Genomic DNA, 15,386 nt, shown 5'->3' on the forward strand with positions numbered 1-15,386 from the left:
GATGGGTGGCCACGACAGCCTTTGATCGGACAGCACAAAGCGCTTCAGCCAGCCTGCCCGGACAACGGGCGCTGGCGCCCCAGCTTGACGCGCTGACGGGGCTGCGCGGATTGGCGGCATGGTTTGTCGTGCTGTTCCATGTCCGCGTCACATTGCGCGAGACGATCGGCCCTCTGGGCACCGCGATACTGAGCCAGGGTTATCTGGCGGTGGATCTGTTCTTTATCCTGTCGGGCTTTGTGCTGTGGCATTCCTGCGCGGAAAATCCGGCCTATCGCGGGGCGGGGGGGATGATGCGCTTCTGGTGGCGGCGGATCGCGCGGATCTGGCCTTTGCATCTGGTGATCTTGGGCGGGTTTGTGGGGTTTGTCGGGCTGCTGGCGATCACTGGGCGCGATACGTCCTTCTATCGCTGGGGTGAATTGCCGCTTCATGTGCTGCTGCTGCAAAACTGGGGCATGACCTCCGGGCTGAACTGGAACGAACCGGCATGGTCGATTTCCTGCGAGTGGGCGGCCTATCTGCTTTTTCCCTTTACGGTGATGATGGCCCCGTGGCGGCAATGGTCAACCGGGGCGCTGGTGGCACTGGGCTGCGGCTTTCTGATCGCGCTATGGGCCATTTTCGAGATAGCGGGCGGGGCCGATTACATGGGCCATGACATCACGCATACCGGGTTGATGCGTTGTCTGTGCGAATTCTGGACCGGCAATGTGCTGCGCCTGTTGTGGGAGAGGTGGCGCAATGTGCCACAGATCTGCACCGCAACATGGGCGGCGATGGTTGTCCTGCTCGAAGGCGGGGTGGTGCTGCATCTGCCCGAAGCATCCTATGTCCCGGCCTCTCTGGCGGCGCTGATTCTGGCGCTCTCGCTGGAGGATCGGCTGCTCGCGCGTCTGTTGCGTTCCGGCCCGCTGCACTGGCTGGGAGAGATCAGTTACTCGACCTATCTCTCGCATTTCCTGTTATTTGTGCTGTTCAAACTGGTCTTTGTCGATCAGTCGATGCAGATCGGCTGGGGCAAGCTGGGCCTGTTCCTGCTGATGGTGCTGACGGCCTCGGTGGCGCTTTACTATCTGGTGGAAAGACCGGCCCAGCAATGGCTGCTGTGCCGGTCCATCCATCGCGTCACGGCCTGATCACTCGGGCTTTTTGCCCAGCACCAGATCCATCGCCGTGGCAAAGGCCCGCGCATTGTCGGGATGCACCATCAACAGATCGCTCTGTTCACGCGGCAGGCTGTGGATGATCTCCAGCGGCTTGTCCTCGTAATGCAGCGAATCGAGCCAGTCATAGCTGTTGAACATGCGGATCGGCACATAGCCGCAGGCAACAAACCGGTCGAACAGCGCGGTCCATTCGCCATCATCGGCCGGCGTTGCCTCGACGCTTAACGTCGGGCGGCGGGTGAAGCGGTCTAGCTGGTCAAGGAACTGGTGCAGGACCGGCACTTCGGCGCCTTCGATGTCGATCTTGATGAAGGAGCAATCCGCGCATTCCGCCGCGCTCAACACATGGTGCAGAGGCATCGCCTTGACCTTGGCGCCGCCGGTGCGATGGTCGCCGGGAAGCAAGCTGGTCATGCCGATATTGGTCTGCGGCCCTTCATAGATGGTCAATTCGCCCACTTCGCGGGCCACGGCGCAACTGCGCACATCGATGTTGGTGGCCCCGTTGCGGGCACTGTTTTCCCGCACATATTCGGCCAGACGCGGCAGAGCCTCGATTGCGATCACCTTGCCGTCATGTCCGGCCAACTGACTGAACATCAGGGAATAATAGCCGATGTTCGCGCCAATATCGACGATCACCGTGTCCGGTTCGATCAGATGTTTCATCAGCGCCGTCATATGCGGCTCCCACAATCCGAAATGCAGGATGCTGGCCTGGATCAGATCATGGGCTTCGCAATCGAAACTGGCGCCAAAGACGGTGGTGGCGCGGCTGCGCGGGAAAAACCGATTATAGACCCGCTTGTAAAAGCGCAGCAACGTGCGTTCGCCCCAAGGCACGCTGGCAATCGCTTTGAGCACAAGGCCCGGATTTGGTCTTATTTCCTTTCCGGCAATATTGGTGCCGCCCCATGCCAATGTAACAGCCACGTCACCCTCCTGTCTTTCGGTGGTAACGTGGCTATCATGGGCAAAACTACTGGTGGAGTCTTGTTAACCATGACGTTTTTCTCTTGTGCCGATTCGCGACAAATAGAGAAAAACGTCCAATAGTTGCGGTTTTTTCGTGTTTTGAATCAACGGCTGGGGTGCTTGGCCATCCATTCTTCGACCACCGGAGCAATGCGGCCGCGCCACTTGCTGCCGTTGAAAATGCCATAATGGCCCACGCTTTCGGCCAGAAGATAGCGCTTGTTCTCCTCGGGCAGATTATGCGCCAGCGTCAAAGCGGCGCGCGTCTGGCCGATGCCGGAAATATCGTCGCGCTCACCCTCGACCGCCAGAAGCGCGGTGTCGGTGATCGCGCCCAGATCAATCGGCTTGCCGCGATGAACAAACTCGCCCTTGGGCAGCGAGTGCTTCTGGAACACATGTTCGATGGTCTGAAGATAGAAATCCGCGGTCATGTCGCAGACGCTGCGATATTCCTCATAGAAGCCTTTGGTCGAATCCGCGCTGTCGCCATCGCCTTCGACCAGATGTTTGAACATCTGCCAATGGCTCATCATGTGCGAATGCAGGTTCATGCTGATGAAGCCGGCCAGTTGCAGAAAGCCGGGGTAAACCTTGCGGCCCGCGCCGGGGTAATGCAGCGGCACGGTGGCCACCACATTATGTTCAAACCAGCTGAGGGGGCGGGTGACAGCCACGTCATTGACGCTGGTGGGCGCCTCACGCGTGTCCACCGGGCCACCCATCAAGGTCAGCGTCAGCGGGCGGCAGGGGTGCTTGCCCGCGCCCATGATGGCCGTGGCGGCATAGGCGGGCACCGAAGGCTGGCACACGGCCAGCATATGCGTGTTCGGCCCGATATGTTCGAGATAGCCGATCAGATAGTCGATATAATCGTCCAGATCGAAGCGGCCCGCTTCCATCGGCACCATCTTCGCATCGGCCCAATCGGTGATGTAAACGACGCTGCGTTCCAGCATCCGCGCCACCGTCCCGCGCAGCAGCGTGGCGTAGTGCCCGCTCATCGGCGCGACGATCAAAAGCTTGGGCGCATCGGCGGGCAGGCCATCATGGCTGAAGCGGAGCAGATTGCCGAAGGGGCGGTGCAGTACGATTGCCTCGGTGACATTGTGCGATGCGCCATCGACCGTCACCGTTTCGATGTCGAAACTGGGTTTACCACGAGGCATTGCAGCATGCGAAAAAACATCCAGAGCCGAGGCCATAACCTGTCCCAGACCCAGCGCGGCCATCGGATTGGCCGGATTCGTCAACGTTTCGGCCATCACCGATGCCCATGCGCTGGCACCTGAAAGAAGGCTGCGTTGCATTTCATAAGCGTTGTATAACATCAACTTATCCTCTGCGCGGCGTCGTGATGGGGGAATACGCCACGGTCTTGTTGTCATACATATCGCGATATTCCTTCAATCTTGCAATCCGACGAAGGCTCAACTGTCCGTAGAGAGAGCAGGTAAGGGCCTTAAAGTTGGTAACCATGGCCATCATCGGCGGTTCCAAACCTTGTAAAAATCCTATAGGGCGCTGGCCCATGTCTGCGAGCCAAGCTGAAGCCCCCGTTTCCCCCGCCCCTGTGGCATCTGGCGTGCCCGATGGCGCTTCTGGAGAGGTTGCCGCAACCCAAAAGCCGTCGAAGGATCTGGGGCCTCTGCGCATGGTGTGGCGCGCGGCGGTGGCCTATCCGGGGCGGCTGGCGGCGGCAGGGGCGGCGCTGATCGTCACATCCGCCACTACGGCCAGCGTACCATGGGGTTTCCGGCAAGTGGTGGACAAGGGTTTTGCCCGTGGCAGCGACCCGGCCACGATTGACCGCTGGTTTGAAACCTTGCTGGCGATGGTGGCGGTGCTGGCGATCGGCACGGCGGTGCGTTTCTTTAACGTATCGTGGTTGGGCGAGCGTGTGGTGGCCGACATCCGGCTGGCCGTACAGCGCAACCTGTTGCGCCAACCGCCCAGCTTCTTTGAGGAAAACAGCCCCAAGGAAATTTCCAGCCGCATGACCGCAGACACCGCTCTGATCGAACAGGTGGTGGGCACGACGGTTTCGGTGGCGCTGCGCAATGCGATCACGGCGATTGTCGGCATCGGCATCCTGTTCTTCCTCGCGCCGAAACTGACGGGCATGTTGGTGATCGCCATTCCGGTGGTGGTGGGGCCGATCGTGTGGTTCGGGCGCCGGTTGCGCCGCGAATCGCGATCCAGCCAGGACCGCATCGCCGACATTGGCGCGATGGTGACCGAGGTTCTGGGCGCGGCGCGCATTGTTCAGGCGTTTAATCAGGAAACGCGTGAAAGCGACCGTTTCGCCGCCGCCGTCGAGCGCAGCTTTGGCACGGCGCTGCGCCGGATCAAGATCCGCTCGACCATGACCAGCGTGGTGACGCTGCTGGTTCTCGGCTCGCTGGTGCTGCTGATGTGGCGCGGGGCGCAGGGCGTGGCGTCGGGCGAGATTTCGGGCGGCATCATCGCGCAATTCGTGCTGACCGGCGCTTTGGTGGCGGGGGCCTTTGGCTCGCTGACCGAGGTGTATGGCGATCTGGTGCGCGCGGCTGGCGCGGCGAGTCGTTTGTCCGAATTGCTCAACGAACGCCCCGCGATTGCGCCGCCGGCCAAGCCGATTGCCTTGCCCAGCCCGGCGCGTGGCCAGATCAGCTTTGAAAATGTCACCTTCCGCTATCCCACCCGGCCTGAAGTGGCGGCACTGTCCAGTTTCGACCTGAAAGTCGAGCCGGGCGAGACAGTGGCGATTGTCGGCCCGTCGGGCGCGGGCAAATCGACGATCTTCCAACTGGCCGAACGTTTCTATGATCCGCAGGGCGGGGCGATCAAGCTGGACGGCGTGCCTCTGACCGGCGCCGATCCGGCGGAAATTCGCCAGCGCATGGCTCTGGTCCCGCAGGAAGGCGTGCTGTTTGCCGCCAGCGCCCGCGACAATCTGCGTTATGGCAATTGGGGCGCGTCGGACGAGGCGATTTGGGAAGCGGCCCGCGCCGCCAATGCTGAAACCTTCCTGCGCGAATTGCCCGAAGGCTTGGACACATTCCTTGGCGAAAATGGCGCGCGCCTGTCGGGAGGTCAGCGTCAGCGCATGGCAATTGCCCGAGCGATCCTGCGTGATGCGCCGATCCTGCTGCTGGACGAGGCCACATCGGCGCTGGACGCGGAAAGCGAGCGTCTGGTGCAGGATGCGCTGGAGCGCCTGATGAAGGGGCGCACCACGCTGGTCATCGCGCACCGTCTGGCCACCGTGCGTCAGGCCGACCGCATCGTCGTGATGGAAGGCGGGCGCATCGTCGAGGTCGGCCGTCACGATGAATTGACCCAGGCGGGCGGCCTTTATGCCCGCCTTGCCAGTTTGCAATTTGACGAACGGGCCTTTGCAGGCGATGCTTGAGCCTCTCCTCTCTCGCCAAAATTAAGGACAATTCATGCCCTTGCTTGTGACCGCCATCCTGCTCGGCATTGTCGAAGGTCTGACGGAATTTCTGCCGGTGTCCTCGACGGGGCACCTGATCCTTGCGGCCAAGCTGTTCGGCTATGACGATGCGCAATGGTCGGTGTTCAATATCGTGATCCAGCTGGGCGCGATTCTGGCTGTGGTGGTGCTCTATTGGCGCACGTTCTGGGCGGTGGGTCTGGGCCTGATTCGCGGGGAAAAGACCGCGATCCAGTTCATCATAAACCTGCTGGTGGCCTTTATCCCGGCGGTGGTGCTGGGGCTGATCTTTAAAAAGAAGATCGACATTCTGCTCGAAAGCCCGCTGGTCGTGGCATGGGCGCTGGTGGTTGGGGGCGTTGCGATCATCGCCATCGAACGTTTTGCCAAGGGCGGCGATTATGTCGGCATCGGCCAATTGCCGGTGATCAAGTGCCTTGGCGTGGGCCTTGTGCAATGTCTGGCCATGGTGCCGGGCGTGTCGCGTTCGGGCGCGACGATCATGGGCGCGCTGTGCATGGGCATCAACCGTTCGACGGCGGCGGAATTCAGCTTCTTCCTGGCCATCCCCACCATGCTGGGCGCGACGGTGCTGCAATTGGCCAGCCATCGTGATGAGTTGACCGCGGGCACGTCGGCGGTCGGCATGAGCGAAATTGCGGTGGGCTTTGTCGTGTCCTTTGTTGTGGCGCTGGCCGTGATCAAGGGCTTTGTTACCTATATCAGCCGTCGCGGTTTCACGCCTTTTGCGATCTATCGCATCATCGCGGGCGCGGTGGCGATCTATGCGTTGAGCCATGTCGGCTGACGGGCTTTGCCGTGGCGCATGGGTGTCACGGCATTGCATTGGCCCGATGGCGGGCACGGGATGGCGCATTTCATGCCCAAAAGACGCATAAATCTTTCACCCGGCTTGTAGTAAGCTGCGCATGAAAGGAATCGCGCGATGACCCTGCTTGCCCTTTTGCTGATCGGTGCCCTTGTCGGATTGTTGACCGGGGCGGTGCTGCGGCGCGTTGGCATCATTTCCAGACTGGCCGATATGGGCTTTGGGCTGGTGGGGGCCTTTGTGGTGGGCGCCATGGGGTCTGGCGCGCTGATACAGGGGCTGGATCGTCATTACGCGGCCTTTGCGGCGGCGGGGGCGGCCGGGCTTGTGCTGCTGGTTCATGTCGCATCCGCGCTGCTTCGGCCCGTTCATGCCAAATATTACAAGCGCCGATAGGCAATCGCGCTTGACTCTGCGCCCCGGCTAAAGCATGGGGCCACCCTCTTGTTGGGCGGCGCGCAAGGTGCCGCTTGGCTCATGTGAATTTTGCCCTGGTTGGCGCGCCGCTGTTTCAGCGATGCAAGGACCGGGTCTGGAACAATTAGGAAAGTGTCATGGCAAAGCCCGCAACCGTCAAGATCCGTCTGGTTTCCAGCGCCAACACCGGCTTCTTCTATGTGACCAAGAAGAACCCGCGCAACACCACGGAAAAGTTCAGCTTCCGCAAGTATGATCCCGTTGCCCGCAAGCACGTGGAATTCAAGGAAGCCAAGATCAAGTAAGATTCAGGAGCGGTTCAAGCCTGCGTCTGTATAAGCGCGGGCATGAAAAACGCTCAGAACTTACCGAATCATCCGGCGCCGCGTTTTAGAATGCTGCGTCTGGCCATGGGGCTGCTGGTTGCGGGACCGGCGGCCCTTTCGCTTGTTGCCTCAAGCCCCGCCTTGGCCGCGCCGGCCGCGAATCCGGCCGCCACGATCAATCAGGCCGTCGCCGCGCTGCGCGGCATCGAGACGATGCGCGCCAATTTCGTCCAGCGTTCCGATGCCACCGGCCAACAAGTGACCGGCGTGCTGAGCCTGAAGCGTCCGGGCAAGATTCGTTTTCAATATCAGGCCGGCTATCCCGTCCTGATCATTTCGGACGGCAAGGCGCTGACCGTTGTCGATTCGGAAGTGAAGCAGACCCAGCGCTGGCCGATCGGCAAAAGCCCGATGGGCGCGCTGTTGAACCCGACGCGCGATGTCGCGCAATATGGCACGCTGCTGCCCAGCCTTGACCCCAATGTCGTCAACATCCGAGTCGCGGACCGTATGCATCCCGAATATGGGGTGATGTCGCTGACCTTTGCCCGCAAGGCCAGTGCGCCGGGCGGGCTGGAGCTGGTGGGCTGGCAGACGGTGGACGCACAGAATCGCCGCACGACGATTATCCTTACCGGACATCAATATGGGCTGGGTTTGGGTGATGATTTGTTCAAATATCTCGATATTCGCGGCCGTTTCGGCAAATGATACGCTTAAATTTCATTGCTGTGACAAACTGCGACAATGCTGGCGATCTCGTTCATAAGAGAGCAAGGCAAGCAGCCGTATAGAGGTTCTCGACAAGACGGACGAGCTGGTGGGTTTTCCCCCCTGTTGCCCACCCCCTCTAACGAGATCCGTCTGTCAGCGTGACGAACGCTACACGAACCCTCGCTTCCCATGCCCCCGGGAAGCGAGGGTTTTCTTTATCCGGTTATCGAAAAAGGCGGTGCCACTTTGCCCGCGATGCATTAAGGGCAGCGCCATGATCTCTATTGCCACTTGGAACATCAACTCGGTGCGGCTGCGTATGCCGCTGGTCGAACGCTATCTGGCGGAACATGCGCCCGATGTGCTGTGCCTTCAGGAAATCAAGACAGTGGCAGAGCTGTTCCCGGCGCAGGCCTTTGCCGATCTGGGTTACACCTATCAGGCGGTGCATGGGCAAAAGGGGTATCACGGCGTGGCCACGGTCGCCCGCATTCCCTTTACCGAAGTGTCGCGCAATGACTGGCAGGCCAATGGCGAGGCGCGCCATGTCGGCGTGCGGCTCGATGGCTGCGGTGTGCTGGTGGAAAACGTCTATATTCCGGCGGGCGGCGATGAACCCGACCGCACCATCAACCCCAAGTTTGGCCAGAAGCTCGATTTCCTTGAGCGCATGACGCAATGGGCCGAAGGGCTGAAGGAACCCACGCTGATCATGGGCGACTTTAACATCGCCCCGCTGGAAAGCGATGTGTGGAGCCACAAGGCGCTGCTCAAGGTGGTCAGCCACACGCCGATCGAGGTCGAGACGTTGGCGCGCTTTCAGGCCGCGCATGATTTCGTCGATATCGGCCGCCAGATGATTGCCGCGCCCGAACGCTATTATTCATGGTGGTCGTACCGCGCCAAGGACTGGCGCGTGAATGACAAGGGGCGCCGTCTGGACCACATCTGGGGTTCGGCCAGCGTCGCGGCGCAGGCCCGCGGACACAGCGTTTTGGAGGACGCGCGCAATTGGGAAAAATGTTCGGACCATGTGCCGATCATCACGGAGTTTGATCTGTAATGAGCGCGACGCGGCGGGTTGCGCGCGCGCTGGATGCGTTGCGCCATGGCTGGGCGGTGCGGGTTGGCCCATGGGTGCTGTTGCCCGCCGAAACGGGTTTCGGGGCCGGTGTGGCCTCGACCCGGATGCTGATTTCCGCCGCCCGCGCCACCACGCTCAAACTGGCCAATCAGCGCGATGCCGCCGAACCCGAAAGCCCGGTGATGATTCGCGGGGCCGATGGGTTTGACCTCTCGCTGGCCCGCGCCATGGGCGATCCGGCGCTCGATTTGGCCAATCCGCTCAAAGGCCCGTTTCTGGCCCAGCCGATCGACGATCATGCCAGCGCGGTGGCGGCTATGGAGCTGGCGCGTCTGGCCGGTGTCCTGCCCGCGTTTCTTGTCGACCCCAGCGGGGTGGAGGAAGCGCAGGAAGTTTCCGCCGCCGATCTGGAGGACTGGAAAGACCCGCGCCATCTGAGCATCGCCTCTCGCGCCCGCCTGCCGGTGTCGGTGTGTGAAAGCGCGGAAATCGTTGCGTTTCGCGCTCTGGATGATCTGCGTGAACATGTGGCGCTGGTTCTGGGGCGGCAGAGCGCGGACCGGGTGCCCTTGGTGCGCCTGCATTCCGAATGTCTGACCGGCGATGTGCTGGGCAGCCTGAAATGCGATTGCGGGCCGCAATTGGACGCGGCATTGGCCGCGATGGCGGACGAGGCGAATAATGGCGGCTGGGGCGTGCTGCTCTACCTGCGTCAGGAAGGGCGCGGCATCGGTCTGGTCAACAAGCTGCGCGCGTATCAGCTTCAGGATCAGGGCTTTGACACGGTGGACGCCAACCAGCGTCTGGGCCTGCCGAATGAAGCGCGCGATTTTCCGGTGGCGGCGCGGATGCTCGCGCTCTTGGGCGTGCATGGCATTAGGCTCATGACCAACAATCCGGCCAAGGTCGAAACGTTAAAGTCCGTGGGCGTCAAGGTTATCGAGCGCGTTGCCCATGCCTTGCCCGCCAATCCGCATAATGCGCGCTATCTGGCGACGAAACGGGATCGTTCGGGGCATTTCCTTTAACGCCGCCATCCCGGTTTGATGAATTGGCGTCATAGGCTCTATCATTTTCACCTGATTATCCTGCGCGCTTGAATGGAGTATGGTCCCCGGCAATCATTTGTCGGGAGAACATCCATGCCCAAGCTCACCGTGAACGGCCAAAGCCGCGAGGTGAAGGCCTCACCCGATACGCCCTTGCTTTATGTGCTGCGCGGCGAACTGGACGTGATGACGCCCAAGTTCGGTTGCGGCCTTGCGCAATGCGGCGCCTGTTCGGTGCTGGTCGACGGCGAAGAAATCCGCGCCTGCATCACACCCATCGGGTCGCTCGATGGCAAGGAAGTCACCACGGTCGATGGCCTGCCCGCGCGCTGGGCCAAGCAGAAGGGCCTGACGCCGGACCCCGACCGTCTGCATCCGGTGCAACAGGCATGGGTCGATGAACAGGTGCCCCAATGCGGCATTTGCCAATTCGGCATGATGATCAAGGTCACCGAATTGCTCGAACATAACCCAAAACCGACGGATGCCGATATCAAGGCGGCGCTGACCACATCGGGGCCGTCGCCGCATCTTTGCCGCTGTGCATCCTATGCGGCGATTCTGGACGGGGCGCATCGCGCCGCCAAACTGATGGCAGGGGAGGCGTAATCATGACTCAAGTGATGGAAACCCCCGACCAGTTCGACATTCACGGTGCGGCACTTTCCCGGCGCGGCTTTCTGGGCGCGGGCGGCGTGATGCTGGTCATGCTGGGCTTGCCTGCGGGCCGGGCATCGGCGCAGACCAATTCGCTTGATGCGGCAAAACCGGCCAGTTGGATCGAGATCCACGCCGATTCCACCGTGACCATGCGCACGGGCAAATGCGATTTCGGGCAAAGCTCGATCTACACCGCCTATCGTCAGATCGTGGCCGAGGAATTGGGCATGAGCGTCGAGGCGATCACCACGGTGGTGGCGGGCGATACCGACCGCACCCCCGATGGCGGCGGCACCTTTGGCCTGCTGCGCAACGCGGGCACCAATATGCGCAAGGCCGCCGCCTATACGCGCGAAGCGGTGCTGGAACTGGCCGCCCAGCGCTTTGGCGTGCCACGCAGCGCGGTTTCCGTGGCCAAGGGCGTGATCACCGGCGGCGGCAAGAGCGCGACCTATGGCGAAATCATTGCGGGCCAGACCCTGCGCCTGATCATACCCACCGAAGGCTCGCTCACCGATTTTCGCGGGCTGGTGGTCACCGGCAATCCGCCGCTCAAGAAGATCGCTGATTATACCGAGGTGGGCAAACCCGTTACCAACCCGATCATCGCGCCCAAGGTTTCGGGTAAAACGCAATGGGTGGGTGACGTCAAATTGCCCGACATGCTGCACGCCCGCGTGATCCATCCGGCGACTTTGGGTTCGACGCTGGTCACGCCGGGGCGGCTGGACGCGGCGCAATATCCCGGCGCGAAACTGGTGCAGGTCGGCAATCTGCTGGCTGTCGTCTCGCCCGATGAATGGCAGGCGGTGATGGCGGCGCAGGCCGTGGCCGCCGATACGAAATGGAGCGACTGGAAAGCGTTGCCCACCTCGGAAAAGCTGGCCGAACATCTGCGCGCCAAGGTGGACTGGAGCGAGGTGCCCGCCACCAAGGGCGTGACCAAGGGCGACATATCAACCGCTGCGGCCAAGAAGCATAGCGGCGCCTATTTCATGCCCTATCTCAAACATGCCCCTATCGGGCCGACGGTGTCGCTGGCGGATGTGAAGGGAGATGGTTCGGTAACTGTCCATACCCATTCGCAAAATCCGCAATTCCTGCGCGCCGCCATCGCGAAAATGCTGGCCGTGGGCGAGGATAAGGTCGTGGTACGCACCTATCCGGGGCCGGGCCATTTTGGCCGTTCGAACGGCGGCAATGCGGGGTCGGAGGATGAGGCCGTCCTGCTGTCGCGCGCGCTGGGCGTGCCGGTGCGGGTGCAATGGATGCGCCACGATGACATGGGATGGTCGACGCAAAGTTCGTGCATGGTGGCCGATATCAAGATCGGCCTTGGTCCCGATGGTCGCATTGTGACCTATGAGGCGACCCATTCCGGCCCGCCGATGCAGGATGACCGCCCGATTGGCGCGCTGCTGGCCGGGTTGCCGGTGATTTCGCCGCCCGCGCCCGCCAACCCTTCGCCCATTCACACGGCGCGGATCGCCATTGCCGATCGCTGGATCTATGATGCGGTGCCCCATGTCGCCGAAACGGGGCGGGGCACCTATCAGATCGGTGAACGCGAATCGCCGCTCAAGGTCGGCCTGCGCGACCATTCGATGCGCACCCCGATCCAGTTCCAGCAGAACTTCCCCCGCGAGGTGGCGATGAGCGAGGCGGCGATGCTGGCGGGCAAGGATGCGCTGCAATTCCGCATCGACCATACGCAGGACCCGCGCGTAAAAGCCGTTCTGGAACGGTTGCGCACCGAATCGGCATGGGACAATCGCTCCTCGCCCGCCAAGGGGGCCAGCGCCAGGGGCGCCAAGGTTGTGCGTGGGCGCGGCGTGTCGATGATGCTGCGCGACAATGGCTATTGGGCTTGCGCGGCCTTTGTCGCGGTCACCCCCTCGACCGGCGAGGTCAAGGTTGAGCGCATGGTTCTGGTGTCCGATCCGGGCATTGTGGTCAACCCGCTGCAATTAAAGCGGCAGGCGCAGGCCGGGTGCCTGATGGGTATTTCCGAGGCGCTGCACGAAGAGGTCAGCTTTGACACCGGCGCTGTCACCAGCCTCGACTGGTCGACCTATCCGATCCTGACGGCGGCGGAAATGCCGGACCTGAAGGTGGTGATCGCGCCCTATGCCGGGGCGGAGGTCTATGGTCAGGGTTCGGAAAGCGCCAATGCTCTGGCCGCGCCCGCGATTGCCGGGGCGTTCCTTGACGCAACCGGGCGGCCTGCGCGCCGCATCCCGCTGCGCCCGGAATATGTAAAGGCGATGCTGGCCTGATTTGGGGAAGGCCGCAGGGGATGCCTTGCGGCCATTTCCGCGATGCGCGCTTTGACAATCGCTGCGGGGGGATTATGGGCGCGGCCATACATCTTCCGGGCGGTCATTCCATGGTCGCCGATTCACAAGGACCCAATCGCGTGACCAAGGCCATCAAACTGTCGCTGACCGAAGACGAAGCCGAAATGATCGTGGACGCGCTGGAAGCGGACATGGAAGGCTATCTGGAATCGGCCAAGGAAGCACGCGGCAACAACAACCGCGAAGACGTGAAGACCTTTACCGAAGCGGCCGAACGCATCGGCGCGATGATCACCAAGCTGCGCGCGCTTCTGGATTAATCCCCGCGATAGCGCAGGGCCTCGACCAGCAGGGCAAAGGCTGGCGAGGCCTGGCGGCGGCTGGGGTAATAGAGGTGGTATCCCGCAAAGGGCGGGGTCCAATCCTCCAGCACGCGGATGAGGCGGCCTGCGGCAATGCCGTCACGCACCACGTCATCGATGGTCATGACCAACCCCATGCCCGCCTCGGCCGCCTGAACCAGCATGCCCGATCCGCCAAAGGGCAATTGGCCTTCGACGCGGACATTCATCACCCGCCCGTCTTTTTCAAATTCCCATGCGTAAAGGCCGCCCGAACTGGGCAGGCGCAGGTTGACGCAATTGTGCTGGGCCAGATCCTGCGGCGTTTGGGGCATGGGGTATTTGTCGAAATATTCGGGCGATCCGACACAGGCCATGCACAGCGCAGGCCCGATGCGCACCGCGATCATGTCGCGCGCAATCGCCTCGCCAAGGCGGATACCGGCGTCGAACCGTTCCTCGACAATATCGACAAAGCCGTTGTTGATGCTGACCTCGACACGGATGTCGGGATATTGCGGCAACAGCTTTTGCAACGCGGGCCACAGCAGCGTGCGGGCGGCATGTTCGGATGCCGTGATGCGGATGTTGCCCGCCGGGCGTTCGCGCATCTTTGTGACTTCACCGATCCCGGCGTTGATCTGATCGAGCGCCGGGCCGATCGTGGCGACCAGCTTTTCCCCCGCCTCGGTCGGCGAAACCGAGCGCGTGGTGCGGGTCAGCAGCCGCACGCCCATCTTGGCCTCCAACCGCCGCATCATGTGGCTGAGCGCGGATTGGGAAACGTCCAGCTTGGCCGCGGCGCGGGTAAAGCTGCGCTCCTCCGACACCACCAGAAAGGCCGCCAGATCGGCCAGATCGCTACGATCAACGCTCACTCGCGGGGCTTCCTCATGCTGCGTATGGTCAGGGCCAGGCTGGCGTAAGCGGCCAGCCCGCCAAAGGCGATTGTATAGGCCATCGGGCGCGGCGTGCCATCGGCGCAAAGGCTGATAAGGGCCGAACCGATCATGCCCGACCCATATTGCGCCGCGCCCATCATTGCCGAAACGGCGCCGGCCTGTTGGGGATGCTCGGCCATGGCGCGGGCCATGGAATTGGCGACGATCAAACCCGATGCCGCGACATAGACAAAGCAGGTCAGCGCCAGCGTAACCATCCCGCCCCATCCCGTCGTCACGACGATGGCCATGGCCACGCCCGACACGGCGGTTGCGATCACGCCCCAACGCATCAGCGCCCATCCGCCAAAACGCGGCAGCAGGCGCACATTGGCCATATTGGCCGCCATGATCCCGATGATGCCAATGCCAAAGACCACGCCAAAGGCCTGCACCGGGACATGGTGATAGGTGATAAAGGTAAAGGGGCTGCCCGCGACATAGGCATAGACGCCCACGTAATAGAACCCCCCGATCAATGCGCAGGACATCACGCGCGGGTCCATCACCAGCCGCCGATATTGGCCAAAGGCCTCCATCAAGCCGACCTGCGAACGCCGCTCCACCGGCAAGGTTTCGGGCACTGTGGCCAATCCCAGGCCGGTGACTATGCCGATCCCGACCAACAGCCAGAAGATCGCCCGCCACCCGGCCCAGACCAGAATCTGTCCGCCCAGCAAAGGCCCGATCAGCGGGGCAATCGCCATGACGGTGATCAGGGTGGAAAGCATCTGACCCGACCGTTCCGCGCCATAGAGGTCGCGCACCATCGCCCGCGACAGGACCACACCCGCACACGCGCCCAGCGCCTGAACCACGCGCCATGCGATGACGGCATGGGCCGACCCCGCCATGGCGCAACCGGCCGATCCGATCACGAACAGCACCAGCCCAATGGCGATCGGCCTCTTGCGCCCATAACGGTCACCCACCGGCCCCCAGAACAATTGCCCGCCCGACAGGCCCACCAGATAGGCCGCGATGGTCAATTCCATCGTGCCGGGGCCAACGCCAAAGGCATGGGCCATGGTCGGCATCGCGGGCAGGTAGAAATCGGTCGAGATCGAGGCAAAGCCCATCAGCGCGCATAAAACGGCCATCAGGCGCAGCTGATTGGACTCCGCTGCGCCTGTCGAGGCTGATTGGGT

Annotated in this window: 15 protein-coding genes; 11 read left to right on the top strand and 4 right to left on the bottom strand. The window is 62.1% G+C overall.

Annotation, left to right across the window (positions count from 1 at the left end; genetic code table 11):
* Positions 1–5 precede the first annotated feature (5 nt).
* On the top strand, positions 6–1,139 hold the full coding sequence (locus AC2S2E_RS05430; protein WP_486524011.1) for an acyltransferase family protein: 1,134 nt from the start codon (positions 6–8) through the stop codon (positions 1,137–1,139).
* Here the strand turns inward: AC2S2E_RS05430 and AC2S2E_RS05435 are convergent, their stop codons facing one another.
* Both AC2S2E_RS05435 and AC2S2E_RS05440 read right to left on the bottom strand, forming a co-directional pair.
* Positions 1,140–2,102, bottom strand: a complete 963-nt coding sequence (locus tag AC2S2E_RS05435) for an FkbM family methyltransferase (RefSeq protein WP_486524012.1) — start codon at positions 2,100–2,102, stop codon at positions 1,140–1,142. It lies immediately after the preceding gene.
* A gap of 146 nt (positions 2,103–2,248) precedes the next feature.
* Positions 2,249–3,475 carry a polyhydroxyalkanoate depolymerase gene (locus tag AC2S2E_RS05440; RefSeq protein WP_486524013.1) on the bottom strand — a complete coding sequence of 409 codons (1,227 nt, stop codon included), beginning with the start codon at positions 3,473–3,475 and terminating at the stop codon, positions 2,249–2,251.
* A gap of 323 nt (positions 3,476–3,798) precedes the next feature.
* Between AC2S2E_RS05440 and AC2S2E_RS05445 the strand changes: the two genes are divergently transcribed.
* The 10 genes from AC2S2E_RS05445 (at position 3,799) to AC2S2E_RS05490 (ending at position 13,276) form a co-directional block, all read left to right on the top strand.
* Entirely contained in the window at positions 3,799–5,538 is a 1,740-nt protein-coding gene (locus AC2S2E_RS05445) for an ABC transporter transmembrane domain-containing protein (RefSeq protein ID WP_486524559.1), read from the top strand.
* A gap of 34 nt (positions 5,539–5,572) precedes the next feature.
* Positions 5,573–6,388, top strand: a complete 816-nt coding sequence (locus tag AC2S2E_RS05450; RefSeq protein WP_486524014.1) for an undecaprenyl-diphosphate phosphatase — start codon at positions 5,573–5,575, stop codon at positions 6,386–6,388.
* A gap of 138 nt (positions 6,389–6,526) precedes the next feature.
* Positions 6,527–6,805 carry a hypothetical protein gene (locus AC2S2E_RS05455; protein WP_486524015.1) on the top strand — a complete coding sequence of 93 codons (279 nt, stop codon included), beginning with the start codon at positions 6,527–6,529 and terminating at the stop codon, positions 6,803–6,805.
* Between the two features lie 158 nt (positions 6,806–6,963).
* Positions 6,964–7,131 carry a 50S ribosomal protein L33 gene (gene rpmG, locus AC2S2E_RS05460; RefSeq protein WP_168603399.1) on the top strand — a complete coding sequence of 56 codons (168 nt, stop codon included), beginning with the start codon at positions 6,964–6,966 and terminating at the stop codon, positions 7,129–7,131.
* A 90-nt stretch (positions 7,132–7,221) separates the two neighbouring features.
* Complete coding sequence (locus tag AC2S2E_RS05465; protein ID WP_476105816.1) at positions 7,222–7,863, top strand: LolA family protein; 642 nt, start codon at positions 7,222–7,224, stop codon at positions 7,861–7,863.
* 277 nt (positions 7,864–8,140) lie between these two features.
* Positions 8,141–8,929, top strand: coding sequence for an exodeoxyribonuclease III (locus AC2S2E_RS05470; protein WP_486524016.1), 789 nt, complete (start codon positions 8,141–8,143; stop codon positions 8,927–8,929).
* A complete protein-coding gene (gene ribA, locus AC2S2E_RS05475; protein ID WP_486524017.1) occupies positions 8,929–9,978 on the top strand; it encodes a GTP cyclohydrolase II in 1,050 nt (349 codons plus the stop codon). The genes AC2S2E_RS05470 and ribA overlap by 1 nt, the downstream gene beginning before the upstream one ends.
* A 114-nt stretch (positions 9,979–10,092) precedes the next feature.
* On the top strand, positions 10,093–10,608 hold the full coding sequence (locus AC2S2E_RS05480) for a (2Fe-2S)-binding protein (protein WP_476105810.1): 516 nt from the start codon (positions 10,093–10,095) through the stop codon (positions 10,606–10,608).
* A 2-nt stretch (positions 10,609–10,610) separates the two neighbouring features.
* Entirely contained in the window at positions 10,611–12,935 is a 2,325-nt protein-coding gene (locus AC2S2E_RS05485; protein WP_486524019.1) for a molybdopterin cofactor-binding domain-containing protein, read from the top strand.
* 140 nt (positions 12,936–13,075) lie between these two features.
* A complete protein-coding gene (locus AC2S2E_RS05490; RefSeq protein WP_476105804.1) occupies positions 13,076–13,276 on the top strand; it encodes a hypothetical protein in 201 nt (66 codons plus the stop codon).
* Here the strand turns inward: AC2S2E_RS05490 and AC2S2E_RS05495 are convergent.
* Together AC2S2E_RS05495 and AC2S2E_RS05500 are read right to left on the bottom strand one after the other, a co-directional pair.
* Positions 13,273–14,175, bottom strand: coding sequence for a LysR family transcriptional regulator (locus tag AC2S2E_RS05495; protein ID WP_486524020.1), 903 nt, complete (start codon positions 14,173–14,175; stop codon positions 13,273–13,275). The genes AC2S2E_RS05490 and AC2S2E_RS05495 overlap by 4 nt on opposite strands.
* The gene (locus AC2S2E_RS05500; RefSeq protein ID WP_486524021.1) at positions 14,172–15,338 is read right to left on the bottom strand and encodes a multidrug effflux MFS transporter; all 1,167 of its coding nucleotides are present in this window, start codon (positions 15,336–15,338) and stop codon (positions 14,172–14,174) included. The genes AC2S2E_RS05495 and AC2S2E_RS05500 overlap by 4 nt, the downstream gene beginning before the upstream one ends.
* Positions 15,339–15,386 lie beyond the last annotated feature (48 nt).

This window comes from Novosphingobium sp. 550D (assembly GCF_057401885.1).

What these genes read in the sequence shown, in the direction of transcription:
- AC2S2E_RS05440 (WP_486524013.1), bottom strand. Translation starts at nt 3,475, where the DNA reads ATGTTATACAACGCTTATGAAATGCAACGCAGCCTTCTTTCAGGTGCC.
- AC2S2E_RS05445 (WP_486524559.1), top strand. Translation starts at nt 3,799, where the DNA reads ATGGTGTGGCGCGCGGCGGTGGCCTATCCGGGGCGGCTGGCGGCGGCA.
- AC2S2E_RS05450 (WP_486524014.1), top strand. Translation starts at nt 5,573, where the DNA reads ATGCCCTTGCTTGTGACCGCCATCCTGCTCGGCATTGTCGAAGGTCTG.
- AC2S2E_RS05455 (WP_486524015.1), top strand. Translation starts at nt 6,527, where the DNA reads ATGACCCTGCTTGCCCTTTTGCTGATCGGTGCCCTTGTCGGATTGTTG.
- rpmG (WP_168603399.1), top strand. Translation starts at nt 6,964, where the DNA reads ATGGCAAAGCCCGCAACCGTCAAGATCCGTCTGGTTTCCAGCGCCAAC.
- AC2S2E_RS05465 (WP_476105816.1), top strand. Translation starts at nt 7,222, where the DNA reads ATGCTGCGTCTGGCCATGGGGCTGCTGGTTGCGGGACCGGCGGCCCTT.
- AC2S2E_RS05470 (WP_486524016.1), top strand. Translation starts at nt 8,141, where the DNA reads ATGATCTCTATTGCCACTTGGAACATCAACTCGGTGCGGCTGCGTATG.
- ribA (WP_486524017.1), top strand. Translation starts at nt 8,929, where the DNA reads ATGAGCGCGACGCGGCGGGTTGCGCGCGCGCTGGATGCGTTGCGCCAT.
- AC2S2E_RS05480 (WP_476105810.1), top strand. Translation starts at nt 10,093, where the DNA reads ATGCCCAAGCTCACCGTGAACGGCCAAAGCCGCGAGGTGAAGGCCTCA.
- AC2S2E_RS05485 (WP_486524019.1), top strand. Translation starts at nt 10,611, where the DNA reads ATGACTCAAGTGATGGAAACCCCCGACCAGTTCGACATTCACGGTGCG.
- AC2S2E_RS05500 (WP_486524021.1), bottom strand. Translation starts at nt 15,338, where the DNA reads ATGGCCGTTTTATGCGCGCTGATGGGCTTTGCCTCGATCTCGACCGAT.